This window comes from Amycolatopsis sp. NPDC049159 (genome assembly GCF_040648295.1).
Taxonomy (GTDB): Bacteria; Actinomycetota; Actinomycetes; order Mycobacteriales; family Pseudonocardiaceae; genus Amycolatopsis; species Amycolatopsis pretoriensis_A.
Genome location: NZ_JBEZDL010000006.1, coordinates 262,981 through 289,356, shown reverse-complemented (window position 1 = coordinate 289,356; position 26,376 = coordinate 262,981). Strand labels below are relative to the sequence as shown.

The 26,376-nt window shown below is 73.2% G+C and carries 26 protein-coding genes; 10 read left to right on the top strand and 16 right to left on the bottom strand.

Annotation, left to right across the window (positions count from 1 at the left end; genetic code table 11):
* Position 1: 1 nt before the first annotated feature.
* The 4 genes from AB0B33_RS14155 to AB0B33_RS14140 all read right to left on the bottom strand — a co-directional run bounded on the left by AB0B33_RS14155 (position 2) and on the right by AB0B33_RS14140 (position 5,258).
* Complete coding sequence (locus tag AB0B33_RS14155) at positions 2–946, bottom strand: sphingomyelin phosphodiesterase (RefSeq protein ID WP_360770947.1); 945 nt, start codon at positions 944–946, stop codon at positions 2–4.
* Between the two features lie 11 nt (positions 947–957).
* Positions 958–2,958: a neutral/alkaline ceramidase gene (locus tag AB0B33_RS14150; RefSeq protein WP_360770944.1), complete on the bottom strand. Its 2,001-nt coding sequence runs from the start codon at positions 2,956–2,958 to the stop codon at positions 958–960.
* Between the two features lie 314 nt (positions 2,959–3,272).
* Positions 3,273–4,298 carry an LLM class F420-dependent oxidoreductase gene (locus AB0B33_RS14145; RefSeq protein ID WP_360770941.1) on the bottom strand — a complete coding sequence of 342 codons (1,026 nt, stop codon included), beginning with the start codon at positions 4,296–4,298 and terminating at the stop codon, positions 3,273–3,275.
* A gap of 9 nt (positions 4,299–4,307) precedes the next feature.
* A complete protein-coding gene (locus AB0B33_RS14140; RefSeq protein ID WP_247023145.1) occupies positions 4,308–5,258 on the bottom strand; it encodes an oxygenase MpaB family protein in 951 nt (316 codons plus the stop codon).
* 113 nt (positions 5,259–5,371) lie between these two features.
* Between AB0B33_RS14140 and AB0B33_RS14135 the strand changes: the two genes are divergently transcribed.
* The 5 genes from AB0B33_RS14135 (at position 5,372) to AB0B33_RS14115 (ending at position 10,174) form a co-directional block, all read left to right on the top strand.
* On the top strand, positions 5,372–5,962 hold the full coding sequence (locus AB0B33_RS14135; RefSeq protein WP_247023144.1) for a TetR/AcrR family transcriptional regulator: 591 nt from the start codon (positions 5,372–5,374) through the stop codon (positions 5,960–5,962).
* A gap of 52 nt (positions 5,963–6,014) precedes the next feature.
* Positions 6,015–6,800 carry an IclR family transcriptional regulator gene (locus AB0B33_RS14130; protein ID WP_360770937.1) on the top strand — a complete coding sequence of 262 codons (786 nt, stop codon included), beginning with the start codon at positions 6,015–6,017 and terminating at the stop codon, positions 6,798–6,800.
* A 95-nt stretch (positions 6,801–6,895) separates the two neighbouring features.
* Complete coding sequence (locus tag AB0B33_RS14125) at positions 6,896–8,719, top strand: glycosyl transferase (protein WP_360770934.1); 1,824 nt, start codon at positions 6,896–6,898, stop codon at positions 8,717–8,719.
* 17 nt (positions 8,720–8,736) lie between these two features.
* Positions 8,737–9,585, top strand: a complete 849-nt coding sequence (locus tag AB0B33_RS14120; protein ID WP_247023141.1) for a DUF4397 domain-containing protein — start codon at positions 8,737–8,739, stop codon at positions 9,583–9,585.
* The gene (locus AB0B33_RS14115; RefSeq protein WP_360770930.1) at positions 9,575–10,174 is read left to right on the top strand and encodes a class F sortase; all 600 of its coding nucleotides are present in this window, start codon (positions 9,575–9,577) and stop codon (positions 10,172–10,174) included. The genes AB0B33_RS14120 and AB0B33_RS14115 overlap by 11 nt, the downstream gene beginning before the upstream one ends.
* Here AB0B33_RS14115 and AB0B33_RS14110 read toward each other — a convergent pair.
* The 6 genes from AB0B33_RS14110 to AB0B33_RS14085 all read right to left on the bottom strand — a co-directional run bounded on the left by AB0B33_RS14110 (position 10,171) and on the right by AB0B33_RS14085 (position 15,490).
* Positions 10,171–11,274: an LLM class flavin-dependent oxidoreductase gene (locus AB0B33_RS14110; protein ID WP_360770927.1), complete on the bottom strand. Its 1,104-nt coding sequence runs from the start codon at positions 11,272–11,274 to the stop codon at positions 10,171–10,173. The two genes, AB0B33_RS14115 and AB0B33_RS14110, sit on opposite strands and share 4 nt — an antisense overlap.
* Entirely contained in the window at positions 11,271–12,281 is a 1,011-nt protein-coding gene (locus AB0B33_RS14105) for an ABC transporter substrate-binding protein (RefSeq protein WP_360770924.1), read from the bottom strand. Before AB0B33_RS14105 ends, AB0B33_RS14110 begins: the two co-directional genes overlap by 4 nt.
* Positions 12,268–12,972, bottom strand: a complete 705-nt coding sequence (locus AB0B33_RS14100; RefSeq protein WP_247023137.1) for an ABC transporter ATP-binding protein — start codon at positions 12,970–12,972, stop codon at positions 12,268–12,270. Before AB0B33_RS14100 ends, AB0B33_RS14105 begins: the two co-directional genes overlap by 14 nt.
* Positions 12,957–13,772: an ABC transporter permease gene (locus AB0B33_RS14095; RefSeq protein ID WP_360770920.1), complete on the bottom strand. Its 816-nt coding sequence runs from the start codon at positions 13,770–13,772 to the stop codon at positions 12,957–12,959. Before AB0B33_RS14095 ends, AB0B33_RS14100 begins: the two co-directional genes overlap by 16 nt.
* A gap of 124 nt (positions 13,773–13,896) precedes the next feature.
* On the bottom strand, positions 13,897–14,607 hold the full coding sequence (locus AB0B33_RS14090) for an MBL fold metallo-hydrolase (protein WP_360770917.1): 711 nt from the start codon (positions 14,605–14,607) through the stop codon (positions 13,897–13,899).
* A 10-nt stretch (positions 14,608–14,617) separates the two neighbouring features.
* Complete coding sequence (locus AB0B33_RS14085) at positions 14,618–15,490, bottom strand: LysR family transcriptional regulator (protein WP_360770914.1); 873 nt, start codon at positions 15,488–15,490, stop codon at positions 14,618–14,620.
* A 97-nt stretch (positions 15,491–15,587) separates the two neighbouring features.
* Between AB0B33_RS14085 and AB0B33_RS14080 the strand changes: the two genes are divergently transcribed.
* The gene (locus AB0B33_RS14080) at positions 15,588–16,202 is read left to right on the top strand and encodes a dihydrofolate reductase family protein (RefSeq protein WP_360770911.1); all 615 of its coding nucleotides are present in this window, start codon (positions 15,588–15,590) and stop codon (positions 16,200–16,202) included.
* Here the strand turns inward: AB0B33_RS14080 and AB0B33_RS14075 are convergent.
* Positions 16,171–17,145, bottom strand: a complete 975-nt coding sequence (locus tag AB0B33_RS14075) for a zinc-binding dehydrogenase (RefSeq protein WP_360770908.1) — start codon at positions 17,143–17,145, stop codon at positions 16,171–16,173. The two genes, AB0B33_RS14080 and AB0B33_RS14075, sit on opposite strands and share 32 nt — an antisense overlap.
* A gap of 81 nt (positions 17,146–17,226) precedes the next feature.
* On the opposite strand from AB0B33_RS14075, the gene AB0B33_RS14070 reads away from it, so the two are divergent.
* Positions 17,227–17,796: a TetR/AcrR family transcriptional regulator gene (locus AB0B33_RS14070; protein WP_247023131.1), complete on the top strand. Its 570-nt coding sequence runs from the start codon at positions 17,227–17,229 to the stop codon at positions 17,794–17,796.
* Here AB0B33_RS14070 and AB0B33_RS14065 read toward each other — a convergent pair.
* Together AB0B33_RS14065 and AB0B33_RS14060 are read right to left on the bottom strand one after the other, a co-directional pair.
* Positions 17,752–18,888 (bottom strand): hypothetical protein, encoded by a 1,137-nt coding sequence (locus tag AB0B33_RS14065; protein ID WP_360770905.1) that lies wholly within the window; start codon positions 18,886–18,888, stop codon positions 17,752–17,754. The two genes, AB0B33_RS14070 and AB0B33_RS14065, sit on opposite strands and share 45 nt — an antisense overlap.
* A 511-nt stretch (positions 18,889–19,399) precedes the next feature.
* On the bottom strand, positions 19,400–19,912 hold the full coding sequence (locus AB0B33_RS14060; protein WP_247023129.1) for a DinB family protein: 513 nt from the start codon (positions 19,910–19,912) through the stop codon (positions 19,400–19,402).
* Between the two features lie 44 nt (positions 19,913–19,956).
* On the opposite strand from AB0B33_RS14060, the gene AB0B33_RS14055 reads away from it, so the two are divergent.
* Genes AB0B33_RS14055 through AB0B33_RS14045 form a run of 3 tightly spaced genes read left to right on the top strand, consistent with a single transcriptional unit; the run spans position 19,957 to position 24,292 of the window.
* Positions 19,957–20,820: a hypothetical protein gene (locus tag AB0B33_RS14055; protein WP_247023128.1), complete on the top strand. Its 864-nt coding sequence runs from the start codon at positions 19,957–19,959 to the stop codon at positions 20,818–20,820.
* Positions 20,821–20,873: 53 nt separating this feature from the next.
* Positions 20,874–22,544, top strand: a complete 1,671-nt coding sequence (locus AB0B33_RS14050; protein WP_360770901.1) for an ABC transporter ATP-binding protein — start codon at positions 20,874–20,876, stop codon at positions 22,542–22,544.
* Complete coding sequence (locus tag AB0B33_RS14045) at positions 22,541–24,292, top strand: ABC transporter ATP-binding protein (protein ID WP_360770898.1); 1,752 nt, start codon at positions 22,541–22,543, stop codon at positions 24,290–24,292. Before AB0B33_RS14050 ends, AB0B33_RS14045 begins: the two co-directional genes overlap by 4 nt.
* A 326-nt stretch (positions 24,293–24,618) precedes the next feature.
* Here AB0B33_RS14045 and AB0B33_RS14040 read toward each other — a convergent pair whose 3' ends face one another.
* From AB0B33_RS14040 to panD, 3 genes are all read right to left on the bottom strand, one after another.
* Positions 24,619–24,828: an MbtH family protein gene (locus AB0B33_RS14040; protein WP_247023125.1), complete on the bottom strand. Its 210-nt coding sequence runs from the start codon at positions 24,826–24,828 to the stop codon at positions 24,619–24,621.
* A gap of 11 nt (positions 24,829–24,839) precedes the next feature.
* The gene (locus AB0B33_RS14035; protein ID WP_360770895.1) at positions 24,840–25,865 is read right to left on the bottom strand and encodes an ABC transporter substrate-binding protein; all 1,026 of its coding nucleotides are present in this window, start codon (positions 25,863–25,865) and stop codon (positions 24,840–24,842) included.
* 97 nt (positions 25,866–25,962) lie between these two features.
* A complete protein-coding gene (gene panD / locus AB0B33_RS14030; protein WP_360770892.1) occupies positions 25,963–26,373 on the bottom strand; it encodes an aspartate 1-decarboxylase in 411 nt (136 codons plus the stop codon).
* Between the last annotated feature and the right edge of the window lie 3 nt (positions 26,374–26,376).

The window sequence follows — 26,376 nt, the reverse complement described above, 5'->3', positions numbered from 1 at the left end:
ATCAGTAGTGGATCTCGGCCCGCACCGGGTAGTGGTCGGAGGGAATCGTGCCACCGTCGTAATGCACCAGCCGTACCGGGCCGACCTCGGCGCGTCGCACCGAGCCGACGTAGTCCAGCGAATCGCGGTAGGTCGCCGGGACGGACTTCGCCGCGGCCGGGTTGGTCGCCGCGTCGAAGGTGTACTCCCCCGCGCCGGTGGTCCGCAGCGTGCCGCCGAGCGCCGCCTCGCCCTGCTCGGCCTGGGTGCGGCCGGCGGCGTCGCGGCGGCCCTGCCCGGCCCGGTACTCGATGTTGAGGTCACCGGCGACCGCCACGGCGTCCCCGGCCGGGACGCGGGCCGCCGTCAGGTCGCGGAGTTCGCCGAGCTGAGCCATCCGGACGGCGTGCGCCTTGGGCAGCGTCTCGGGTCCTTCGTCGGCCTGCAGGTGGGTGCCCGCGAGCCAGAGCGCCTTGCCGTGCGCGAAGATCCGGACCAGCGCGGCGCCCTTGTTCGCCAGGTGGTCCGCGGTGCCGGAGAGGGAGTTCCGGTAGACGAGCTGGTGCTTCTCGGTGATCGGGTACTTGCTGAGCACGGTGACCCCGCCGTTGACGACGAACGGCGAGTTCGAGCAGTTCCCGTTGACCGACGTCCAGCCCGGCGACGTCGAGCACGACTGGCCGACCAGCGGCGCCTGGAACGGGTAGGCGTCCACGAGCCGGCCGCGCAGGTCCTCGGCTTGGGCGCTGAAGGCTTCTTCGAGCACGACGACGTCGGTGTCCTGGGCGCGGATCACGCCCTCCGCGGCCTGCGCCCGGGCTTCCTTGTCGGCTGTGTTCGGGTTGGCGATCCAGGGGAGCTGCCAGAGGTTGAAGCTCAGCACGCTCACGGCGGCGTCCGCGGCCTGGGCGGGTGCGGCGGTGAAAGCGGCGATGACGACGGCGGCGAGAATGGCGGTCCTGCGCACGCGGGGTCCTTTCAGGAGACGACGAAGGCGCGGGAGGTCCCGCTGAGCTGGGCGATGGCGCCGGTGAGCCCGTGTTTCCAGGCTCCGAAGTGGACCACCCGGTACTTGCCGACGGGGGTGTTCGCGGGGATGTCCCAGGTGACTTCGGCGCGGGACTCGCTGACGAAGGTCCGGGTCCAGCGGAACTTCGTGGCCCAGTCGCCGTCGTCGGCGTAGCGGACCCAGCGGCCGTCGACGTACTGCTGGACCTCCAGGAACGTGCCGTCGCGGCGCAGGTCGTTCTTCGGGTGGCCGGTCACGAACGCGACCGAGACCTGCTCGCCCCGCCGGTAGCTGCTCTTCGCGTCGGTCACGACGTCGCCGAAGCTCTTGAGCAGGGGCGCGCTGTCGAAGACGACGCCGGGCTGGAAGTTGACGAGCTTGCCGCGCAGGTCACGCGGGACCGGCCCGTGCGGCACCCTCGCGCCGGTCTTCAGCGCGGCGGCGAGCTTCCCGAACTCCTGCTGGTACGCCGGGAGCGTGTAGCGGCCGAAGAGCGTCGACGCGCCTTCGTACTGCTGCGAGTCGTACTCCTCCGGCGTCGTCACGTACTGGCTGTAGGCGTTCGAGTAGCCCTGCATGAGGACGTTCTCGAGCGGCACGCCGAGCGTCGAAGCGACGGTCTTCCGGATCCGCAGCCCGGCGACGATCGTGTACTCGGCGGGTCCGGCGACCAGGTGCAGCTGCCCGATCCGGACGATCTGCAGCGGCAGCACCTCCGGCGCCCACGGGTACGGCTTCATCGCGCCGAACGGCACGGCGACGACCTTCGGCGCCTGCGCGTCGGCCAGTGCCCGCGGGATCGGCGCGTCGATGCCGCCGAGCCAGTCGATGAAGGGGTTCTTGACGCCTTCGGGCAGCGGCAGGCCGGGGCCGTCCTCGGTGCTGCCGGCCAGCATCGAAACGCCGATGGCGGCGGTGCAGGTGCGGTGCGGGCGGCCGTCCGGGGTGAACTCCGGGGCCACGTCGACGGCGGACATGTCCACGTAGGTCAGCCGGTGGTCGACGCCGCCGGTGATTTTCTCGTCCGCCGCGTCGAACGCGCGTTTCGCCGCCTGGAACTGGAGTTCGCCGATCCGGCGCGTGTTCTCGAACTCCGTCTCGGGCGTGCCGGGCCGGAGGTTCAGGTTCGGCGTCATGTCGCCGGAGTTGGTCTGCGCGAAGGCGGCGACGAACCCGGGCGGGCCGTCGAGGTAGCGGACGCCGGCGTGGTCGTGCTCCCACGCGTAGGCGGCGTAGCCCTTGTTGTCGCTGCTGATCAGGTGGTTGCCGTTGCTCATCGACGTGCCGTGGGTGGCGAACCAGGTGATCGCGCCGACGTCCCGGCCGCCCTGGCGGAACCGCAGCACGGTGACCGCGGGGTCGATCGAGAGCGGGAAGTGGCCCTTGTCCGGGTTGCGCTCGAAGGCGACCCGGGAGCGGTTGGCGCTGGCCTTGGTCAGCTCGGTGCGGCCGAGGGACAGCTCGCCGGGCTTGAGGTCGTCGTGGGCCCGGCCGACGGCGTCGACGATCCCGGCGACGACGGCGTCGTAGGTCTGCTGCTGGAAGCCGAGGATCGACAGGTCGTAAGCCGCGTAGTGCGAGTCGCCGCCGCAGGCCGAGTGGGTGTGGGTGGCGTTGAGCAGGACGTTCTGCTCGGTGTAGCGGTCGCCGTACTTCCTCGCGAGCTCCCGCAGGACGCCCTGGTGCACGGACTGGAACAGCGCGCCCAGCTCGGCGGTGACGAAGACGATCCGGTTCGCGCCGTCGTCGACGATGAACGCGCGGGCCCGGGTGCGCAGGTGGATGCCGGCGGTCTGCTGCTGCGGCATGGAGTAGCCCATCATGCCGTTCTCGGCGGCGGGCCCGGTGACGTCCCCGATCCCGACGCCGACCTTCAGCGCCGTGGCCGCTTCGGCCGTTCTCCCGCCGAGCGCGGCGGCGAACGGGAGCGCGGCAGCTCCGGCCAGGACGTGACGACGGCTCACCCGCATGCGGTCTCCCGACTAACGTGAACGACTTTCGCGTTAGTCGGGGACCGTACGTGAGCCCGGCGCACCGGGCAACCCGGCGAAAGTTCCGGCAAGCGCCGGCCCGGGCACCCTCATGACTTTTGGAGCCAGGGCTCCGGCGAAGTCAAGACGGCGTTCCCGCTCCGATGACAACGGCTCGCCAAGGTCGCGAACGCCGACGGCCCGCAAGGTCATGAACGGGTCGTTCACCTCGCCAGACGACATGAACGACCCGTTCATGACGACCCGCGACCCCGGGCAGACCGCGCAAGACTTGCCGGTGCCCTCCATGGCGTTCAGCCCAGCGCGCCGGCGATCTTCGCCAGGGTCGCCGCGTCCCCGCGCAGCAGCAGCTGCGTCACCACCGTCTCCTCCCACGCCTGCAGCTCGTCGCGGATCTTCGCCGGCGGGCCGATCAGCGCCGTGTCCTCCACCAGCGACGTCGGGATCGCGGCCGTCGCCTCGTCCTTGCGGCCGGCCAGGTACAGCTCCTGCACCTTGTCCGCCACGTCCTCGTAGCCCAGCCGCGCGAAGACGTCGTGGTGGAAGTTCACGCTCTTCGCGCCCATCCCCCCGATGTACAACGCCAGCGACGGCTTGATCCACGACGCCGCTTCCTCGACGTCGTCGTGCACGATCACCGGGATCGAGCACGGCACCTCGAACGTCTCCAGGGTGTGCCGCGCGCCCGGCCGCGCGAAGCCCTCTTCCAGGGCGGCGCGGTAGAAGGCGTCGCTCTTGGGCGAGAAGAACAACGGCAGCCAGCCGTCGCCGATCTCCGCCGCCAGCGCGACGTTCTTCGGGCCCTCCGCGGCCAGGTGGATCGGGATCTCCTTGCGCAGCGGGTGCACCGTCGGCTTCAACGCCTTGCCGAGGCCCGTCCCGCCCCGCAGCGGCAGCTGGAAGTGGGCGCCGTCCAGGGTCACCGGTGCCTCGCGGGCGATCACCTGCCGGACGATGTCCACGTACTCCCGGGTCCGCGCGAGCGGCTTGGGGTACGGCTGGCCGTACCAGCCTTCGACGACCTGCGGGCCGGACGCGCCGAGCCCGAGCACCATCCGGCCACCCGACAAGTGGTCGAGGGTCATCGCGCTCATCGCCGTGGCCGTCGGCGTGCGCGCGGCCATCTGCACGATGTTCGTGCCCAGGCGGATCCGGCTGGTCGAGGCGCCGTACCAGGCCAGCGGCGTGAACGCGTCCGAGCCGTACGCCTCCGCCGTCCACACCGAGTCGAAGCCGAGCTCCTCGGCCTTGAGCACGGCCTCCAGCGCGCCCGGGGTCGGGCCGCTGCCCCAGTACCCGACGTGGAATCCCAGCTTCACGAATGCCTCCTAGACGTTCGGCGCGTAGTGCTCGGGCTTGCCCCGCTCGGACAGCGGGGGCAGGTTCCTCCGTGGAGTCTCGACCACCGGCGCGCCCGGAGCCACCTCGCCGCGCACGCGCCGCCAGCCGGCCCGGGCCCGCGGGTGGTAGCGGCGGTCGTGCGGGACGAGCTTGAACACGGCGTTGATCAGCTTCCCGGCCCGCCGGTGCCGGCGCGCGTCGCGCTCCGACCAGCGTAGGCCGAGCAGGTCGCGGATCTCGCGGTCGTACAGCCCGGTGGTCAGCCACACGAAGTTGCGCGCGATCAGTGCGCTCAGCGGCCGCCAGAGCGGGTCCGGCAGCCACGGCAGGAACGGCGGTTTCGCGATCCCGCGCAGGTCGAGGACGTCCCGCGTGGCCTTGTTGTCCTCCAGGACCTCGGCGCACATGTGCTTCCAGTAGCGCTGGAAGTCCTCCCAGCTCTCCGGCACCGGCCGCAGGGTCATGTCGTACATCCGCCACCACGTGACGTGCTCGTCGAACAGCCGCCGCTTCTCGGCCTCGCCGATCCCGCCCATGAAGTGGTCGGCGATGAGGATGGTGCTGACGAAGAACGTCGAGTGCGCCCAGTAGTAGGTGTCCGGGTCGAGGGCGTGGTAGCGGCGTCCCCGGGCGTCGACGCCCTTGATCCGGTCGTGGTAGCCGCGGACCTGCAGCGCGGTGGCGTGGGCGCGCGGGCCGTCGTAGACGACGCCGCCGATCGGGTAGAGCGACCGGAACAGCCGCTGCCAGCGCTCCTCGAAGAACCGCGAGTGCTGCTCGACGCCGGCGCCGAGGCCCGGGTGCATGTTCTGCATCGACCCGGCCCAGAGGGCGATGAGCAGGCCGCGCCAGTCGCCGAAGTACTTCCACGTCAGCGAGTCGGGACCCAGTGGCTCCGTGACATCCGGGGCTCCGCCCCGGGCCGGGGGCTTCGCCACCCGGGCCCCCTCAAAGCGTTCCGGTGTCATCGGCACTCCTCGTCGAGTCGAACTGACTACGGCTGTTGTCAGGCTAAGATCTGACAACACACGTAGTCAACCGAGGAGTGATCATGCCGGGCCGCACCTGGGCGGGCACGACGCTGGACGACCGGAAGGCGCAGCGGCGCGCGCAGCTCGTGGCCGCCGGTCTCGAGCTGCTGGGCACCGAGGGATCGGCCGCGACGAGCGTCCGCGCGGTGTGCCGGCACGCGAAGCTGACCGAGCGCTACTTCTACGAGAGCTTCGCCGACCGCGAAGAGCTGGTCGCGGCGGTGTACGAGCACGTCGGCGAGCAGGCGCGGCTGGCGCTCGTGGCCGCGGTGCGGGACGCGCCGAGCCCGGTCCTGCGGGCCGAGAACGCCGTGCGCGCGTTCGTCGAGCTGATCGTCGACGACCCGCGCCAGGGCCGCGTGCTGCTGCTCGCCCCGCTGACCGACCCCGCGCTGACCCGCCGGGGCCTGCACCTGCTGCCCGTCTTCGCCGCGCTCGTCGGGGAGCAGCTGTCCCACGGCGACGAGACCGAACGCCAGATGGTCGCCGTCGGGCTGGTCGGCGCGCTGAGCAACGTCTTCATCGCCTACCTCGACGGCTCGCTGAAGGTCTCGCGCGAGCGGCTCGTCGCCCACTGCGTGAAACTCGTGCTCGGCGCCGACGACCACTGACCTCACCTCCGACCTGGTGACAGTCGCGCGGCTGATCGGGCACACTCAACCCATGCGTACCGCTGGGCGGAACGACGGCGCGAGCGGCGACGGCCTCGTCGCGGCCCGGCTCGCCGCGCTCCTGGAAGCCTTCCGGCCCGGCGACGAGACCCTCGGCGTCTCCGAACTGGCCCGCCGGACCGGGCTGGCGAAGACGACGGTGCACCGGCTCGTCGGGCACCTCACCGGCACCGGCCTCCTCGAGCGCGAGGACGGCGCGGTGCGGCTCGGGCTGCGGCTGTTCGAAATCGGCCAACTGGCCTCGCCCCGCCGGGGACTGGTCGAGGCGGCCCGCCCGTACCTCGCCGACCTGCGCGAGGCGACGCGCAACACCGTCCACCTCGCCATCCTCGAAGGCACCGAAGTCGTCTACCTCGACGTCCTGCGCGGCCCGGACGCGCCGACCCTGCCCTCGCGCATCGGCGGCCGGTTCCCCGCGCACGCGACCGGGGTCGGCAAGGCGATCCTCGCGTTTTCTCCGGAATCCGTGGTGAACCAGGTGATCGACGCCGGATTACCCCGGATGAGCCCGAAGACGATCACCGCGCCCGGCCTGCTCCGGCGTCAGCTCACCCGGATCCACGAGGACGGCATCGCGCTGGAGCGCGAGGAATCCGGCGTCGGCGTCGTGTGCGCGGCCAGCCCGCTGCTGGACGCGCAGGGGGTCGCGGTCGCCGCCGTTTCGATTTCGGGGTGGGCCAACCGGATGCGGACCGAACGGGTCGCGCCCGCCGTCCGGACGGTCGCACTCGCGTTGACCCGGACACTCTCCGGATCCACTCGGGACAGTCGGAAATAATCTTGCGGGACAACGCTTTCTCCGTGTCTAGGCCGTCCGGCTGACGTAATCGTCCCGAGCTGGACCGGTGATCGGAAGCGGCTACGATCCGTCCAATGGCCCAGCACAGCCGGGGGACGACGGACCCGGGCCGCTCCCCCGCGACGCTTCCCGGACCGGCCGCCGCCGGTTCCTCCGCCGCGCACCGGTTGTTGTCGCTCGACATCGTGCTCGCGCTGCTGGCGCTGGCCGGCGGCCTGCGGGTGCTGTACCTCGCCGCGCCCGCACCGGCCCTGCCCGCCGAGGGCGCGAACATCGCGCACGCGTACGCGCTGGGGCACCTCACACCGTTCACCGACGCGGGCGGCGCCGGGGTGAGCCCGTTCGGGTGGTGGCAGCTCTCGGCCTACACGATGGTCACCGACGCCTTCGGGCGCTCGGCGACGGCGCTCGCGGCGGTCCGCGAAGCCGTGCTCATCGCCGCGGTGCTCGGCGCCCTGCTGCTGTGGTTCCTGGCGCGCCGGCTCGGCCTGACGCGGTGGGCGGCGGCGGCCGCGGTGGTGCTGCTCGCGGCGTCCCCGCTCGCGCTCGGCCTGCAGCGGCTGGTCGTCGTCGAGCACCTCGCGGCGGTCTGGGCGCTGGGCGCGCTGGTGCTCATCACCAAGCCCGGCGCCCGGATCCGGCACGACGCGCTGGCCGCGGTCTGCCTGCTCGCGGCCGTGCTCACTTCGCCGCTCGCGCTGGTCTTCCTCCCCGCGGCGGGCTGGCTGCTGGTGCGGCGCGCGCCCGTCCGCGCGGCGCTGGTGGCGGTGCTGCTCAACCTCGGGCTGGGCATCGCGTTCGGCCCGGCGGCCGCCGTCCTCCGGCCGCACCTCGCCGACGGCGGCCGTCCGGCCATCGTCGACTGGGTCGCCCTCGACCCGGCGTGGGCGGTGCTCTCGACCGTGGCGCTGGTGGCCGCGCTGGCCGTGACCGCGTTGCGGCCGTTCGCGGTGTCCGGCCTGCTCCTCGTCGCGACCCTGTTCGTGCCCGGCGTGCCGGACACCGGCGTGCTCGCGCTGCTGCTGCCGCTGACCCCGCTGCTGCTGGCCGCGGTCGTCCAAACCGCGTCGCGGCAACGCGCCCCGGCCCACCGCTGGAACCCCGGCCGCGGTCCCGGGACGGCGCTGGTGTCGCTCGTCCTGGTCGCCGTGGTCGCGGCCGGCTGGGTCTACGGCTACCCGGCCCTGCGGCCGACGACCGACCGCGGCGGGCCACTGGCCGAAGCCCAGCAGTGGTTGCGGGCCAACGCTTCCGGCGCCCGGGTGCTGGTCGACGACGGCGCCTGGGCGGAGCTCGCCAAGGCGGGCTGGCCGACCGGCCTGCTCGTCCCGCCCGCCGCGTGCGCGGCCGGCTGCCCGCCGGTCGAGTGGGCGGTCTTCGCGGACGGCACGACCGATCCCCGCGGCCGCTACCCCGCCCTCGGCATCACCCTGGCCGAAGCCGGCGTGACGGCGGTGTTCGGTGACGGTGACCGCGCGGTCACCGTCTCCCGCCTCGGCCTGCCCGCCGCCGACCCGGCCGCGCCGTCGGAGGAGTCCGCCCGCACCCACGCGGGCGAGGCACTGGCCGCGTCGACCCGGATCACCCTGCCCCCGGACGCCACCGCGGTCCTGCGCGAGGGCCACGTCGACCCGCGGCTGATCGCCACGCTGGCCGCGCTCGCCGCGATCCGGCCGGTCAGCGTGGGGGCGTTCCCCGCCGTCCCCGGCGAAGACCCCGCCGGCCAGCCGCGCCGCCGGGTCCTCCTGACGGCGGGCAAGGACGCCGTGGCGGCGTTCTACACCGGCCAGCGCGACCTGTTCCGCCCGTCCTCGGTCGCCGAGACCACCGACGGCGTGCTCGTCACGTACCCGCTGTTCGCACCCCCGGGGCTGCTGGTCCCGTTCTCCTCCCCCTGACGGCGAAAGGACCACTCATGCGCACGCTCACGTCCAGAACGCTCAGACCCGGCGGGCTGATCGCCGCGGCCCTGCTGCTCGTCGCGCTGACGCCGGTGACGGCCGGGGCGGCGACCGCCCCCGGCCCGGGCGTCGGCTGGATCCGGGTCGGTCACCTCTCCCCGAAGGTGCCTCCGGTGGACATCTACTTCGCCCCCTTCGGGCAGGCCGAGAAGGTCGTCATCCGCAAGGCGGGCTACGGCGCCGTGACGCCGTACTCCTCGCTCGACCCCGGCAAGTACACGCTCTCGATGCGGCCCGCCGACGCGGCGTCGAGCACCCCGCCCGCGCTGTCGGCGACCATCGAGGTGGCCGAACGCAGCGCCTACTCGCTGCTGGTGTTCGCGAACGGACCGGACGGCACGCTCAAGGGCGACCTGGTGAACGACGACCTCAGCGCGCCCGCCGCGGGCAAGGGCCGCGTCCGGGTCGTCGAAGGGTCGGCGGCGATCGCGCCGGTCACCGTGGCCGGGCCGCAGGGCGTCACGCTCGCCAAGGACGCGGCCTACGGCCAGACTTCGTCCTATGTGGACGTGCCGGAAGGGCGCTGGCCGCTGCAGCTCTCCGGCGGCGCGGTGAAGTCGGCCGCGGACGTCGACGTCAAGGCGGGCTCGTCGACGACGCTGCTGGTCACCGAGAACGCCGGGGCGCTGAAGGCGAACCCCATCTCCGACGGTGCGTCGCTGCCCGAACCGCCGAAGCTCGGCGTCGAGACCGGGGGCGGCGGCACCGCGCCGTCGTCCGGCACCCCGCTCTGGCCGGCGCTGGCGGCGGCCGGGTTGCTGGCCGCGCTGCTCTGGGGACGCCGGGCGGCTCGTGCGCGCTGACCTCGGCGCGCTGCTCGTCGTGGCGCTGCTGGCCGCGGGCTGCGCGGCGGCCCCGGCCGCACCACCACCCGTCGTCCCGGTCGCGACCACACCCGCGTCGCCGTCGGCGACCGGGCCCCTGCCGCTGCCCGCGGCCGCCGACGTCCGCCCGGTGCGGCTGCGGATCCCCGCCATCGGCGTCGACGCGCCCGCGCTCGTGCCGCTCGGGCTCGGCGCCGACCACCAGCTCGAAGCACCCGCGCGCTTCGAGGACGTCGGCTGGTACGCCGCCGGGCCGGTCCCGGGTGACGCCGGCCCGGCGGTGATCGCCGCGCACGTCGACTCCCGCTCCGGCCCGGCACCGTTCTTCCGGCTGCGCGACCTGCACGGCGGCGACCAGGTGTTCGTCGCGCGCTCCGACGGCCAGGAAACCCGGTTCGTCGTGGACGCCGTCCAGCGCTACCCGAAGGACGCGTTCCCGACCGACGCGGTGTACGGCCCCGCGCCGGGCAGCGCACTGCGGCTCATCACCTGCGGCGGCAGCTTCGACGCGGCGAAACGCTCGTACCGCGACAACATCGTCGTCTACGCCTCGACGCGGTGGGGCTAGTACTCCTTCAGCAGCCCGCGCCGCGCCAGCTCGGGCCGGACGCCGTCGCCGAACCAGTACGCCTCCTCGAGGTGGGGGTAGCCCGACAGCACGAACTCGCTCACGCCGGCGCTGTGGTACTCCTCGATCAGGTCCGCGACCTCGGCGTGGCTGCCGACGAGCGCGGTCCCGGCGCCGCCGCGGACCAGGCCGACGCCGGCCCAGAGGTTCGGGTGGATCTCCAGCCCGCGGACCCCGCCGTCGGTGCGGCCGCCGTGCAGCGCGACCATCCGCTGCTGCCCGACCGACTCGCTCGCGGCCAGCTGCGCCTGCGCCTTGGCGACCTGCTCCGGGCTCAGCGCGTCCAGGAGCTTCTGCGCCTCCGCCCAGGCCTCGGCCGAGGTGTCGCGCGAGATCGTGTGCAGCCGGACGCCGAACCGGATCGCCCGGTCGCCGGCCAGCGCGCGGACCTTGCCGATCTTCTCCGCGACCTGCGCGGGCGGCTCGCCCCAGGTCAGGTAGACGTCGGCGTGCCGGGCCGCGACCGGCAGCGCGGCCGGCGAGGAGCCCCCGAAGTAGATCGGCGGCGCCGGGTCCGGTGCGGCCAGCGTCGTCGCGCCTTCGACCTTCAGGTGCTCGCCCTCGAAGGTGAACGGCTGCCCGGACCAGACCCCGCGCACGATGGTGAGGAACTCGTCGGTGCGCGCGTACCGGGCGTCGTGGTCGTGCCAGTCGCCGAAGCGCCGCTGCTCCACGGCGTCGCCGCCGGTGACGATGTTGAGCAGCACCCGCCCTTCCGACAGGCGCTGGAACGTCCCCGCCATCTGGGCCGCGAGCGTCGGCGAGATGACGCCGGGGCGGAACGCGACCAGGAACTTCAGCCGGGTCGTCTCGCGGATCAGCGCGGCCGTCGTGAGCCACGCGTCCTCGCACCACGTACCGGTCGGGGTCAGCACCCCTTCGAAGCCCTGCCGCTCGGCGGCGCGGGCGACCTGCGCGAGGTAGTCGAGATCCGGTTGGCGCTGCGCCGACGGGCCCTGGGACCGGTTGGCGTGGAAGCGTTCCACGATCGTGCGGCCGTCGCCGCTGGTGGGCAGGAACCAGTGCAGACCGATGCTCATCCGTTGCTCCTCGCCTGGTCCAGGTCAGGGGCGAACCGCCGGTCCGCGAACGCGGCGAAGTCCACCTTGCCCGGCAGAGTCTTCTCCTCGGTGAAGGCGTCCGCGAGCTGTTGTTCGGAAGCCACCACCGAGTCGTCCAGCGGGATGGGCAGGTCCCGCCCGGCGTCGACGGCCTTCTGCGCCACTTCGGGCTTCAGCCCGGTCTCCTCGGCCCAGGCCGCCGCCCACTCCCGCCGGTGCGTGTCGGCCCACTTCTGCGCCTTGACCACCCGGACGGCGAAGTCGCGCAGCGCCGAGTTCTTGCCGGGGTCGGACAGCGCGGCCGTGCCCGCGGTCAGGAACCCGAGGCCGTTCGAGGCCCCGCGGCCGTCGGCCAGCACGCGGGCGTGCGCCTCGATCTGCGCCTGCGCGGTGTAGGGGTCCCAGATCGCCCAGGCGTCGATCGTGTGCTGGGTGAACGCGGCGTAGGCCTCGGCCGGCTGCAGGAAGTTCAGCTTGACGTCCTTTGTGGACAGACCGTTGTTGTGCAGCGTGTTCAGCAGCTGGCCGTGGGCCGAGGTGCCCTTGGCGACGCCGATCGTCTTGCCCTTCAGCTCGGCGACGCCGCGCAGCGCCGAGTCCGGCGGGACGAGGACGGCTTCCCGCTCGACGTTGCTGCGCGAAACGCTGATCACCTTGATCTTCGCCTTCGCCGCGGCCGCGAAGATCGGCGGCGTGTTGCCGACGCGGCCGGTGTCGATCGCGCCGGCCGACGCGGCCTCCAGCAGCGGCGGGCCCGAGGTGAAGGTGGCCCACTCGATCTTGTACGGCGTCCCGTCCAGCAGCCCGGCCGCGGTGAGCAGCGACTTGACGCCGCCCTTCTGGTCACCGACCTTGAGCGTCACCTTCGCCAGGTCCGCCGCGCTCACCGGACCCGGCACGGCCGCCTGGTCGGTACCGGCCGCCGAGCCGCACCCGGCCAGCGCGAACGCGGCCGCGACGACCGCGACTCCCCTACGCCACAGCATCTTCGGTCACTCCCAGGTCTGTCAGCACACGGCGGCGGAGGTCGTCGTGGTCATCGGTCTCGCGCGGGCGGTGGGTGGCCACGATCCGGCCACCGTCGAGCACCAGGACCCGGTCCGCGAGGCGCAGGGCCTCGTCGACGTCGTGGGTCACCAGCAGCACGCCCGGGCGGTGGCGCCGCCAGAGGTCCAGCACCAGGCCGTGCATCGCGATCCGGGTGAGCGCGTCGAGGGCGCCGAACGGCTCGTCGAGCAGCAGCAGGTCGGGTTCGCGCACCAGCGCGCGGGCCAGTGACACGCGCTGCGCCTCGCCGCCGGAGAGCGTGAGCGGCCAGTCGTCGGCGTGCTCGGTCAGCTGGACCTCGGCGAGGGCCTTCTCGGCCAGCGCCCGGTTGCGGGATTTCGAGACGCCGTCCTGACGCAGCCCGAGGACGACGTTGCGCCAGACCTTCCGCCACGGCAGCAGTCTCGGCTGCTGGAACGCGACCGAGACGGTCCCCGTCACATCCGCTCCGCCCTCGACGTCGCCGTCGAGTCCGGCGAGGACGCGCAGGAGCGTCGACTTGCCGGAGCCGCTGCGGCCCAGCAGGGCGACGAACTCGCCGCGTTCCACGGTCAGGTCGAGTCCACTGAGGACGGTCCGGTCCCCGAACCGTTTGGTGAGGTCGCGGACCTCGGCTACCGGGTTCGCCACCGCAGCACCTTCCGTTCGAGCAGCCGGACCAGCGCGTCGGTGACCAGGCCGAGCAGGGCGTACAGGACGAGACCGACGACCACGACGTCGGTGCGCAGGAACTCGCGCGCGTTGTTGATGAGGTAGCCGACGCCGGCGTCGGCGTTGACCGTCTCGCCGACGATCAGCGCGAGCCAGGCGAGGCCGAGCGACTGGCGCAACCCGACGAGCGCCTGCGGCAGCGCGCCGGGGACGATGACGTGCCAGAGCCGTTCGGCGCGGCTGAAACCCAGCGCGCGCGAGGCTTCGACGAGGTTCGGGTCGGCGCCGCGGATTCCCGAGTGGACGTTCAGGTAGAGCGGGAAGGCCACGCCGAGGGCGACCAGCACGATCTTGGTTTCCTCGCCGATGCCGAACCACAGGATGAACAGCGGGATCAGGCCGAGGAAGGGCAGCGTGCGCAGCATCTGGACGGGCGGGTCGACCAGCGCTTCGCCCCAGCGGGACAGCCCGGACACGATGCCGAGCAGCACGCCGGCGATCGCGCCGAGCGCGAACCCGGCGCCCACCCGGCCGAGCGAAACGGCGAAGGCGTCACCGAGTTCGCCGCTGCGCGCGACTTCGACGCCGGCCTGCACGACCGTCCACGGTGAACTGAGCTTGTCGGGGGGCAGGACGCCGGTGGCGCTCGCGAGCTGCCAGGCGGCCACGAGCACCACCGGGCTGATCCAGCGCCGCAGGTCGAAGCGCCGCGACTTGCGAGGTGGCCGCTCGGCGGCCGGCCGGGCGCGCGGGAGCACGCCCGTGGTGGAAATCGACACGGATTTCTCCCGGGGACGGGGACATCGGGGTTGCGTGGTCCCGACTTTCCGGTCCTCGGGAAGCGAAGTCAATCCGCGCCCACTCCGTGAACGCCCGGTGTTTCAGCCCGTGGAACGACTTGGCTCAGCCGCCGAACATGACCTTCCATTCGTCCAGCGACCGCGGCCGGTAGACGAAGTTGCTGCGCTTCACTTCGGACAGCGCGGCCGACGGCTCGGCGGAGTACCGGTGCCCGGGGTAGACGACGGGATCCCCGGCCAGCCCGGCGAGCGCCTGCAGGCTGCGGTAGATCTCTTCGGTGTCCCCACCCGGGAAATCGGTGCGGCCACAGCCTTCGAGGAACAGCGTGTCCCCGGAGACGAGCTTGTCCTCGACGAGGAAGCACTGGCTGCCCGGCGTGTGCCCGGGCGTGTGCAGCAACCGGATCGGGATCGAGCCGACTTCGAGGACGTCGTCGTGGTCGTGCGCCCGCAGGTCGGTCCCGGACACCCCGGTGACCCGCTTGACCCACTCGCTCTCGGCCCCGTTGACGTGGATCGGCACCTGCCGGATCGCGAGCAGCTCGGCGATCCCGGGGAGTGAGAAGCCGAGCATTTCGCCCCCGACGTGGTCGGGGTGGTGGTGCGTGGCGAGCACCCCGGTCAGCCGCATGCCGTCGTTCTCGAGCACGTCCAGCAGATCCTGCACGGCGTAGGCGGGATCGACGACCACCGCGTCCCCGGTTTCGCGATCGCCGACGAGGTAGGCGAAGTTCAGCATCTGCGTGGCAACGGGGTCGCCGACGGCGAAGTCGCGCCCGGCGAGCAGCTGCCGGAAGTAGAGCCGATCAGTCATGCCGGACACCCTACGGTCCGCCGGTCGCCGCCTGGGTGAGTGCCGTCAGGACCGCCGTCACCGCCGGTGGGTCCGGTGGGTCGCCGTACGTGGCGGCGTGGATGCGGCGGTGGACGCCCGGTAGTTCGGTCGCGTGGATGTCCGGCCGCCGGTGGGCTTCCAGCGCGAGCCCGGGCAGCGTCGCGACGCCCAGGCCCGCCGCCACCAGGGACTGGACCACCACCATGTCGTCGCTCAGGGAACCGACGCGCGGGGTGAAGCCCGCCGCGGCGCAGAGGGCGTCCAGTTCGGCTCGGCAGCGTTCGCAGCCGCCGATCCAGGTGGAGTCGCGGTGGTTCGCCAGGGTGTCGGCCGGGTGGCGGCTGATCAGGTGGATCGGGTCGTCGGTGAGGTGGCGGAAGCGGAAACCCTCCTCCTCGAGCCGCGAACCGGCGTGCTGGAAGACCAGCGCGACGTCGATGTCGCCGCGGCGCAGCAGGTCCAGGGCCGCCACCGGGTGCTCGTCGACGAGGCTCAGTTCCAGGCCCGGGTGGTCCCGCGCCAGGGTGGCGGCCGCTTTCGGGACGAGCGTGCTCAGCGCCGACGCGTTCGCCGCCAGCCGGACGCGGCCGGTTCGCAGGCCCACCTGGGCGGCCAGCTCGGTGGCCGCCGCGTCGACGCGGCCGAGGATCTCCGCGGCGCGGTCGGCCAGCAGGCGGCCCTCCGGCGTCAGGCGGATGCCGCGGCCGACGCGCTGCAGCAGCTGGGCGCCCGTCGCCGCCTCCAGGCGGGACAGGTGGTGGCTCACCGACGGCTGCGAATAGTGCAGTTCGCGGGCCGCGTCGGTCACCGAGCCGTGGCGGGCCACCGCGGCCAGGACCTTGAGCTGGACCAGGCTGAGCATTCATCGACGATATCAATGCTTCACCGCCGGAATTGGCATTGGACGGCATGCGCCGTCCGGGACATCCTGGTGTCCATCCGACGAGGGAGGCACGACGATGACCCAGGGTTTGGTGACCTGCGACCTCACGATCACGGTCGACGGCTACGCGGCCGGGCACGGCCAGAGCGAGGAGCGGCCGTTCGGCGACGACGGCGGCGACGGCTGGGGCGACCGGCTGCACGCCTGGTACGGCGAGGGCCGCGACGAGCACCCGGCCGAGTTCGACCGGATGCTCACCGCCAAGGCGTTCATCATGGGGCGCAACATGTTCGGCCCGGTGCGGGGCGCGTGGGACCGGCCGTGGACCGGCTGGTGGGGCGACGAACCGCCGTACCACGGCCCGGTGTTCGTGCTCACCCACCACCCGCGCGACCCGCAGCCGATGACCGGCGGCACCACCTTCCACTTCGTCACCGACGGCATCGAGGCCGCGCTGGACCGCGCGCGGGAAGCGGCCGGTGACGGCGGCATCTCCATCCACGGTGGCGCGAGCACCGTCAACCAGTACCTCGCCGCCGGCCTGATCGACGAGGTGCGGCTGCACATCTCGCCGTACACGCTCGGCGACGGCGTCCGGCTGTTCGACGGCGTGCCGCCGCTGCGCCTCGAGCAGCTCGACGCGCGCCCGACGCCGTCGGTCACGCACCTGCGGTATCGCGTGCTTCGCTGAAGCTGCCCGTGGTGAGGACGAACCGGCCGAAGACGTCGCCGGCGTCGAGCCGGCGGTGCGCTGACGCCGCTTCCTCCAGCGGCAGCACCTCGTGCACGACCGACCGCAGGCCGCCGGCGAAGAGGTCGGCGGTGGCGGCGGCGCGGTCGGCCATCGGCACGGTGTCCGCGCTGAAGGTCGCGAAGGACAGCGAGCGCCGGAACCCCGCGAACAGCACCTTCCCGAAGTCGGCGGGCGGGTCGCCGCCCATCAGGCCGACGGTCACCAGGCGCCCGTTGGGGTTGAGCTTGGCGAAGAACGACGGCAGGTCCGGACCGGCGACGATGTCGAGGATGACGTCGTACCCCTCGGCGCCCTCGCCGTCGCGGCCGAACACGTGGGTCGCGCCCAGCTCGCGCAGGCGGTCGCCGCGTTCGGGCGACGACGTCGTCACGGCGATCGCGGCGGCGCCACTGCGGGCCGCGAGCTGGACCGCCATGATCCCGATGCCGCCGGCCGCGCCGCGCACCAGCACCGACTCGCCCGGGACGAAGTGGACGTGGCGCAGGGCGAAGTGCGCGACCATGCCGGAGCTGCCGAGCGTCACGGCGTCGACGGGCGACACCTCCGGCGGCAGCGGGACGAGCGTCTCGGCGGACGCGACCGCCTGCTCGGCATAACCGCCGCCGGTGCCGGCGAACGCCCAGACGCGGCGCCCCGCCCAGGCCGGGTCGACGCCGTCGCCGACCGCGGCCACCGTGCCGGCGATCTCGCCGCCGAGGACGTGCCCTTCCCGGAAGCCGTAGGCGGCGAGCGCGCCCCGGCGGATCAGGACGTCGACGCCGCCGACGCCGATCGCCTCGGTGGTGATCAGCACCTGGCCACCGGCCGGGCTCGGGACCGGGAGGTCGACGACCGCCATCCCGCCGGGTTCGCCGAACGCCTGCACCGCGACTGCTTTCACTGTTCTTCTCCGTCGTTCCGGGGTCGATGATCGACGCCGGACGTTAACGGACGCCCCCGTCCGGTTCGCTAAAGTGAGGGAGTGACCGAAGCTTTGTCTCAGGTCCTGCGCTCCGACGCCCGGGACAACCGCGAACGCATCCTCGAGGCCGCCCGCGCGATCTTCGCGGCCGAGGGCCTGGCGGTGCCGATGCGCGAGATCGCCCGGCGCGCCGACGTCGGCCCGGCGACCCTGTACCGCCACTTCCCGACCAAGGAAGCGCTGGCCACCGAAGCGTTCGCCGACCAGATGCACGTGTGCTACGCGATCGTCGACGACGGGCTCGCCGACCCCGACCCGGCGCGCGGCTTCACTTCGGTGCTCACGAAGCTGTGCGAGCTGCACGCCCGCGACCGGGGTTTCACCGCGGCCTTCACGGCGGTGTTCCCGCACGCGATGGACTTCGCCGCGGCCCGCGAACGCGCGGTGAAGTCCATCGCCGAGCTGACCCGCCGCGCCCGGGAGGCCGGCTACCTGCGCCCCGACGTCGAACTCGACGACGTGATCCTGGTCCTCATGGCGAACGGCGGCATCCAGGCCACGTCACCGGCGGCGCACGTCGCGGCTTCACGGCGCTTCGCCGCCCTTGCCATCCGGGGCCTCCGGGCCTGACGCCCACTGGTGGCCGCTCCCCTGGTGGAGGGCGGCGTACGCGCGGTCCCTGAGGACGTTGGCCTCGTGGTCGGACAGGGTGGCGCCGAGCGGGCGGAGCACCAGGCGGACGAGCAGGTTCTTCTGCCCGGCGTGGGCCCCGAGCCGGGCGAGCGCGGCCGGCGGCAGTTGCGCGCACGGCGTCTCCTGCCGGATCTCGACCGACTCGACGACGTCGGCGTCGTCACCGAGCGCGTCGCGGACGCGGTCGCCGAGGTCTTCGGCCCGGTCGCCGGCGTCGACGGCGATCGACAGGTCCCGGCGCACGGACGGCAGCGCGGACACCGGCCGGTAGGGCGCGAGGTCGGTCAGCTGCGCGGCGACGGCCGGTTCGGCCGAGCGGAGGAGGCGGATGTCGGGAATGCCCTTGCGCAGCATCAGCATCCGGTCGAGACCCATGCCGAGCGCGAGCCCGGACCACCCGGCCCCGAGCCCGGCCCGCGCGAGCACGGCGGGGTGCGCGAGCCCGCACTCGGCGACTTCGACCCAGCGCCCGTCGTGTTCGACGTCGAGCTGCGCACCGTCCACTGTGTACGGGTGGCGGCGCGGTTCGAGCCGCCACTCCCGCTCCGGGACGAGCGCGGCGACCATGTCCTCGAGGTCGGCTCGGGTGACACGGGCGCGGGTGATCCGCCACAGGTCGAGCTGGTGCGGGGTGCCGCTGTGCAGCCGGTCGATGCTGTCGCGCCGGTAGACGACGCCGGGGCAGACGAGCAGGACGTCATCGGCCGGATTCGCGGCCAGCGCCCGGAGCGCGGCGGGGATCATGGCGCTGGAGTGGCTGCGGAGGACGTGGTCCTGGTCGACGTACCGGGTGTAGCGGGCGTCGCGGGTGACGTCGGCGGGGTCGTAGCCGAGGTTGTCGTAGTTGTCGGCGATGGTGACGACGCGATCGCCGGGCCACCACCGGACGGCGGTCGGCCAGAGGTCGGCGAGGGCCTCGACGGCCTGGCTGACGACGAGCTGAACGGCGTGCGCGCCGGCCCGCGGATCGGTGAGATCCCGGACGGCGAGAGCGCGCACGAGCTGGGCGGGGGTGAGCGGTTCGGGCATGACGGACCTCCGTGGTGAGCGGGTGAGGTGGCGGGACGGCTCCCCCTGGCCCGGGCACCCGGCGAGGTCAGTGCGTTCCGGCGGCCGCTGCTCGCGGCCGCGCGCTGTCAGGTCGAGCTGACGGCGGATGTGGCACCGGAACCCCGCTGGCACCCACGAAGGGCCAGGGGGCCGGTAAATCGGCGGTACTCCGCAACGACGGCCACGCACCCAGGATAGGGCCGGCGTCACGCGGATTTCGGGGCCGCGGCAGGGTTCACCACGTCAGCCGCCGCGGGTACACCGGCGACCGAGCTCGTCACCGACCGGTCCCGCACGCGGGCCGGCTATCGCACGCGCCGGCTGCGACCAAGCCCGGGAGGGACCTCCGCTGAACGTGCTCCCCGCCCGCCCGCGCACTGGCCGGCCTCCGAGGGGCGGACACACCCCCATCGGCGGGCGCGCTCGCCGATCCCGCCCTCCTCTACCGCAGCCAGGCCCTCACCGCCCCTGTCGTCCGCTCATCCCTCCCTCACTCACCCACCTCCCCGTCCGCCAGCTCCCGCAGCAAGTCCAGGTGCCCCACGTGCCGCGCCGTCTCCTGCACGACGTGGGCCACCACCCAGCGGACCGTGAACTCCGACCGCCGCCGCGTCCGGTCGTCCGGGCCCAGCCGCCGCAACGCCTTCTCCGCCCGGCCCCACTCCGCCCGGTACGCCGCCACCACGGACTCCGGTGTGTCCGACTCCGCCACGTCCCAGCTCGGGTCCGGCGACCCGGCCCACAACGACGGCAGGTCCGCCCCACCTGCCTCGATGCACAGCCACCAGCGCTCCACCGCCGTCAGGTGCTTCACCACCCCCAACGCGCTCAGCCGCGGCGAAGTGGGCAACGGGGCCGCCGCCGCCAACTCACGAGGCAGGCCCGCCAGCTTGTTGACCGCCGTCGCGCGGAGGAACTGCAGGAAGTCCAGCTGGAGGCGCAGTTCGTCGGCCGCGAGCCTCGCGGGCCAGCGGCGGTGCGTCTTCGAACTCGTGTTCGACATGACCGCAACGTACCCCACGGGTCCGACAAAATAGAGTGATCGCCATGTGGTGGGGACTGCTTTGCGCCCTCGGCGCGGCGATCGCGTACGGCGTGGCTTCGGTGATGCAGGCGGTCGCCGCGCGGGCGACCGACACCGGAGGCGACGGCGGCGTCGATCCGAGACTGCTCGTGCGCGTGCTCGGCCAGTGGAAGTTCGTGCTGGGGCTCGCACTGGACATCCTGGGGTTCGTCGCGCAGATCGCCGCCCTGCACGTCCTTCCGCTGTTCGTCGTGCAGGCCGCGCTCGCCGCCAGCCTCGCCGTCACCGCCGTAGCCGCGCGGTTCCTCGGGGTGCGGCTCGGGCGGCGCGAATGGGCCGCCGTCGCCGTCGTTTGTGCCGGGCTCGCCCTGCTGGGCGCCGCCGCGGAAAGCGAGGGGTCCGATCCCGTCGGGCTCGGGTTCCGGCTGGTCCTGATCGGCGCGGTCGTCGTGCTGGCCGGCGCCGGGATCGCGGCGGGGAAGGCGAACCGCCGGGTGCGGACGCCGGCGCTCGGGCTCGTCGCCGGGCTGAGCTTCGGGGTCGTCGCCATCTCCGGGCGGATCATCCCGAGCCTCGCGCCGCTCGCCCTGCTGACCGACCCGGCGACCTACACGGTCGCGGTCGCGGGCGGGATGGCCATGCTGTTCTACGCCACCGCGCTGCAACGCGGGAGCGTCACCACGTCCACCGCGATGATGGTGCTCGGCGAGACGGTCTTCCCGTCGCTGATCGGCGTCTTCGCGCTCGGCGACCGCACGCGGCCGGGGTTCGCGGTCGTCGCCGTGGCCGGCTTCGTGCTCGCCGTGGCCGCCGCGCTCGCGCTCGCGCGGTTCGGGGAACCGGCCACCGAGCCGCGGAATGAGACGAAGCCGACCGTGTTCCCGTAACTTCTTTACTTAGACTAGCCTTACCTATCCACGACGCGGACAGGGAGGCGCGGGTGAGCACGACGGGACGGGAAGTCCTCCGCCGGTCGATCGCCGGGCAACGACGATCGGTGACCCTCGCGGCCCTGCTGACAGCGGGCCACCAGGGCGGCGAAGCACTGGTGCCGGTGGTGATCGGCGTGGTCATCGACCAGGCCGACGCGGGCGGTTCGGTGAGCACGCTCCTGCTCTGGCTCGCGGTGCTCGGAGTCCTCTTCGCCGCGCTGTCGACCAGCTACCGCCTCGGCGCCCGCTTCGGCGAGCGCGCCGCGGAGCGCGCGGCCCACGAACTCCGGCTCGACGTCGGACGCCGGGTGCTGCACCCCGGCGGCGTCGCGGGTTCCAGTGCGCTGGCCGGCGAACTGGTGAGCATCGGGACCTCGGACGCGAAGCGGGTCGGCACGGTCAACGGCGTCCTGCCGTTCGCCGTCGCCGGGCTGGCCGGGCTGCTGGTCAGCGCCGTCGTGCTGCTCACCATGTCGCTGCCGCTCGGGCTGCTCGTGCTGCTCGGCACGCCGCCGATGCTCTACTTGGCCCACCTGATCGGCAAGCCGCTGGAGCGCCGCAGCGAGGCCGAGCAGGAGCGCTCCGCGTTCGCCTCGGGCATCGCGACCGACCTCGTCGCCGGGCTGCGCGTGCTCAAGGGCGTCGGCGCCGAGCGCGCCGCCGTCGACCGCTACCGCCGGACCAGCCAGGACTCGCTCAAGGCGACCCTCCGGGCGGCCCGCGCGCAGGCCTGGCACAACGGCGCGCTGCTCGCGCTGACCGGCGTCTTCATCGCGCTGGTCGCGCTCGTCGGCGGCACCCTCGCCGCGGCGGGCGAAATCAGCGTCGGCGACCTGGTCGCCGCGGTCGGGCTCGCGCAGTACCTGATCACGCCGTTCTCGATCTTCTCGTGGGTCAACGGCGAACTCGCGCAGGGCCGGGCGTCGGCCGCGCGCATCGCCGACGTCCTCAACGCACCGCCCGCGGTCGGCGCCGGGGACGCCACGCTGCCGGTCCCGGCCGCCGGGCACGTCAAGCTCTCCGCGCTGACCCGCGGCGCGCTGCGGGACGTCGGGTTCGAAGCCCGGCCCGGCGAGCTGCTCGGCGTGGTCGCCACCGACCCGGCCGCCGCGACGGACCTGCTCGACTGCCTCGGCCGCGCCGCCGACCCCGCGAGCGGCTCGGTGTCGGTCGACGCCGTCGATCTGTCCACTGTGGACCCGAGCCGGGTCAGGGAGGTGGTGCTGGTGGCCGCGCACGACGCCGACCTGTTCGCCGGAACCGTCGCCGAAAACGTGGAAACCGGGCCCAGGACGGCCGAAGCGATGACCGCGGCCGCCGTCGACGAGGTGGCCGGCGCGCTGCCCGACGGCGTCGCGACCGCCGTCACCGAACGCGGGCGGTCGCTGTCCGGCGGGCAGCGCCAGCGGGTCGCCCTCGCCCGCGCGCTCGCCGCGGACGCGCCGGTGCTGGTGCTGCACGACCCGACGACCGCCGTCGACACCGTCACCGAGGCGCGGATCGCCGCGGGACTGGCGGAGCTGCGGCGAGGCCGCACGACCATCCTCGTGACCACCAGCCCGGCGCTGCTCGCCGCGACCGACCGCGTCGTCCTGCTCGACGACGGGCGCGTGACGGGCGAAGGCAGCCACGCCGACCTGGCGGGCCGGGCCGACTACCGGGCGGCGGTGCTCTCGTGACCCGTGAACTCCTCCCCGTGGCCGACGGCCGCCGGATCCGCGCCGTCGTCGGCGAACTGCTCGGCCGCGCCAAGGGCCGCACGGCCGCGGCGGCCGCGGTGCTCGTCGCGGCGACCGCGATCGGCCTGCTCACCGCTCCCCTGCTCGGCCGGGTCGTCGACCTGGTCGCGACGCGCCACCCGGGCGCCGACCTCGTCACGCCGGTCGTCGGCCTGGTGCTGGTCGCGCTCGCCCAGGCGGTCGCGACCGCCATCGGGGTGTCGATGGTGGCGCGCCTCGGCGAGACGATCCTGGCCGAGCTGCGCGAACGCTTCGTCGAGCGCGCGCTCGGCCTGCCGCTGGAACAGCTCGAGCGCGCCGGTTCCGGCGACCTGACCGCCCGCGTGACCAACGACGTCTCGGTGGTCGCGGAAGGCGTCCGGCAGGCGCTGCCCGAGCTGGGCCGGTCGGTGCTGACGGTCGTCCTGACGCTGGGCGCGCTGGCCGTGCTCGACTGGCGGTTCCTGCTGGCCGCGCTGGTCGCCGTGCCGGTGCAGCTGTGGACCGTGCGCTGGTACGTGCCGCGCGCGAAGCCGTTGTACGCCAGCCAGCGCGAGGCCGTCGGCGCGCAGCAGCAGCAACTCCTGGACACCATCGGCGGCGCGAAGACCGTCCGCGCGTTCCGGCTCGCCGATGCGCACCTGGAGCGGGTGCGGCAGCGGTCCGACGGCGCCGTCGAGCTGGCCCTGCGCGGAATCCGGCTGGTGACGCGGTTTTACGCGCGGCTCAACCTCGCCGAGTTCCTCGGGCTGTCCGCCGTGCTGGCGATGGGGTTCCTGCTGGTCGGCGCGGACGCGGTGACGGTCGGCGTGGCGACCGCGGCGGCGCTGTACTTCCACAGCCTGTTCGGCCCGATCACGACCGCGCTCGCGCTCGTCGACGACGCGCAGGCGGCCGCGGCGAGCCTGGCGCGGCTGATCGGCGTCGCCGACCTGCCCGCCGAAGCCTCGCCCGCGCAGCCGGCCCGGCCGGTCGACGCGTCGGTGAAGACGGCGGGCGTCGGGTACTCCTATGTGGACGGTCACCCGGTGCTCGGCGACGTCGACCTCGCCGTCGCCCCGGGCGAACGGGTGGCGCTGGTCGGGGCGAGCGGCGCCGGGAAGACGACGCTGGCCAAGCTGATCGCCGGCATCCACCGCCCCGGCACGGGTTCGATCACCCTCGGCGGCGTCCCGCTCGACGAGCTGGGCCCCGAGGCCACCCGGCGGACGGTCGCGCTGATCAGCCAGGAGGTCCACGTCTTCGCCGGGCCGCTGGCCGACGACCTCCGGCTCGCGCGCCCGGCGGCGACCGACGCCGAACTGCGGGAGGCACTGGCCAAAGTGGGCGCGCTGACCTGGGTTTCGTCCCTTCCGGACGGTCTCGCGACGGTCGTCGGCGAAGGCGGCCACCAGCTGACGGTGACGCAGGCGCAGCAGCTGGCCCTGGTCCGGCTGGTGCTGGCCGACCCGCCGATCGCGATCCTCGACGAGGCCACGGCGGAAGCCGGCAGCGCGGGTTCGAAGGTCCTGGAGTCCGCGGCCGCGGCGGCGCTGGAGGGCCGGACGGCGCTGGTGGTGGCGCACCGCCTCACGCAGGCGGCGGCGTCGGACCGGATCGTGGTGCTGGACGCGGGCGCCGTCGTGGAGTCCGGCAGCCACGACGAACTGGTCGCGGCGGGCGGCCAGTACGCGAAGCTCTGGACGGCCTGGTCCGGCCAGCGCGCCTGACGGCCGTGAATGCCACGTTGACGGACCGGGCGTCCAAGGTCCCGGCAAGTCGCCGGACAGGCCGGACACCCGACCATGATTCCCGGGACCGCCGTGCCGATCCGACTTTGCGGGGCCCTGGACCGGGTGTCCGTGAGCGTGACATCAGCGGATCAACCCGGCTGGCGGTGGGGAAGGCGTTCACCGCGGTGGCGGATGTCCTGACCAGCGGTCGCGCCCGGCTCCACTCACGAAGACTCGTCCCTCGCATCGCGCGCCCTGGCCGCGACACAGCAAAAGCGCCGGGAGCCGCAGGGGCTCCCGGCGCCTTCGTCTTCCCGGAAGGGTCAGTCGTCCATGGCGTCGGCCAGGGACTTCGGCCGCATGTCCGTCCAGTTCGCTTCCACGTGGTCGAGGCACGCCTGGCGGCCGGACGGCCCGAAGGCCACCGTCCAGCCCGCCGGGACGTCGGCGGACGCCGGCCAGAGGCTGTGCTGGTTCTCCGCGTTGACCAGCACCAGGTACGTGCCGTCGGGGTCTTCGAACGGGTTGGTCATGCCAGGCCTCCTCAGGCGGTGATGTCCGTGCGGGCGCCCTTGACGACCTCGGTCAGCTGCTGCAGGACCGGGGCCGCGAGCACCGGGTTGAACCGGGGTTCGGTCGACCAGTCGGCGAGCTGGTTCGCCTTCACCGCGGGCAGCTGCGCCCACGTCGGGAACTGCGCCATCTGCTGGCGCGTCAGCGCGTACGTGCGGCTGTCGGTGAGGATCAGGTCGGCCGGGTACTTGCCCGCCTGCTCCCAGCTGAGCGTCTCGAAGTAGTCGTCCGAGCCGCCGCCGGCGACGATGTCCAGGCCGAGCTCGCGGTAGTAGGCGAGGTCGGCGAAGTACTCCGGCTTGCAGACGTACAGGTTGTCCTTGTCGCTGGACACCACGAGCACCTTGAGGCCCGGCTTGCCCTGGATCGCGGTCTTGAGGTCGTCGGACGCCTTCTTGAAGTCGTCCTTGCCCTTCTTGATCGCGTCGGTGTTCGCGTCGCCGCCGAGGGCGACGGCGAGCTGCTCGAAGCGCTCGATGACCTTGGGCAGCGTGACCTTGTACTCGGAGATCGCGACGATCGGGGCGATCTGCTGCACCTTGGGGCCGAGGTCGTCCTTGAGCACCCACAGGTCCGTCGGCTTGGTGCCGGTCAGGCCGGTGACGACCAGGTCGGGCTTGAGCGCGGCGAACTTCTCCATGCTGAAGTCGTCCCAGGCGTTGCCGATCGACGTGACGGAGTTCAGGTCGATGTTGCCGGCCTGGATCTCCTTCTTGCCGTCGGCGGTCTTCTGCGGGCCGAACACGCCGACCGGGCGGACGCCGTAGTCCCACAGCGCGGCGGCCGAGCTGGCGTAGGCCACCACCCGCGTCGGACGCTGGTCGCGCGCCGCCTTCTGGCCGCGGTCGTCGGTGAACTCCCACGGACCGGAGGCGGCCTGCTTGCCGTCGCCGCCGCCGCTGCCGCACGCGGTCAGGGCCGCCGCGGCGGCGACGCCGCCCGCGCCGATCAGGAATCCACGCCGGCTGAGCCCGGCAGTGCCTTGAAACACGGACATGTGAACCTCTCACCAGCTTTTAGGATAGGCACACCTTATTTAGGGAAGCCTGGCAAAAGCAACCGCCGCGACCGACCTGTGTCCACGCCCACCTGCGTCAATTCCGGCCGGACAACTGGGCTTCCGCGCCCGGGACGGGCTCGGCCGGGTCGTGTCCCAGGTGGACCTGCCGGTTGCCCGCGTCGACGTGCACCACCCGCGGCCGGTGCGCGGCGCGCTCGGCCTCGTGGACCTGGGCGTAGGTGATGATGATGACCAGGTCGCCGGGGTGCACGAGGTGCGCGGCCGCGCCGTTGACGCCGATCACGCCGGAGCCCGCCTCGCCGGTGATGGCGTAGGTCTCCAGCCGGGCGCCGTTGGTGATGTCGACGACCTGGACCCGCTCGCCTTCGACGATGTCCGCGGCGGTCATCAGGTCCGCGTCGATGGTCAGCGAACCGACGTAGTGCAGGTCGGCCTGGGTCACCGTGGCACGGTGGATCTTGGCGTTCATCAGGGTGCGGTGCATCGG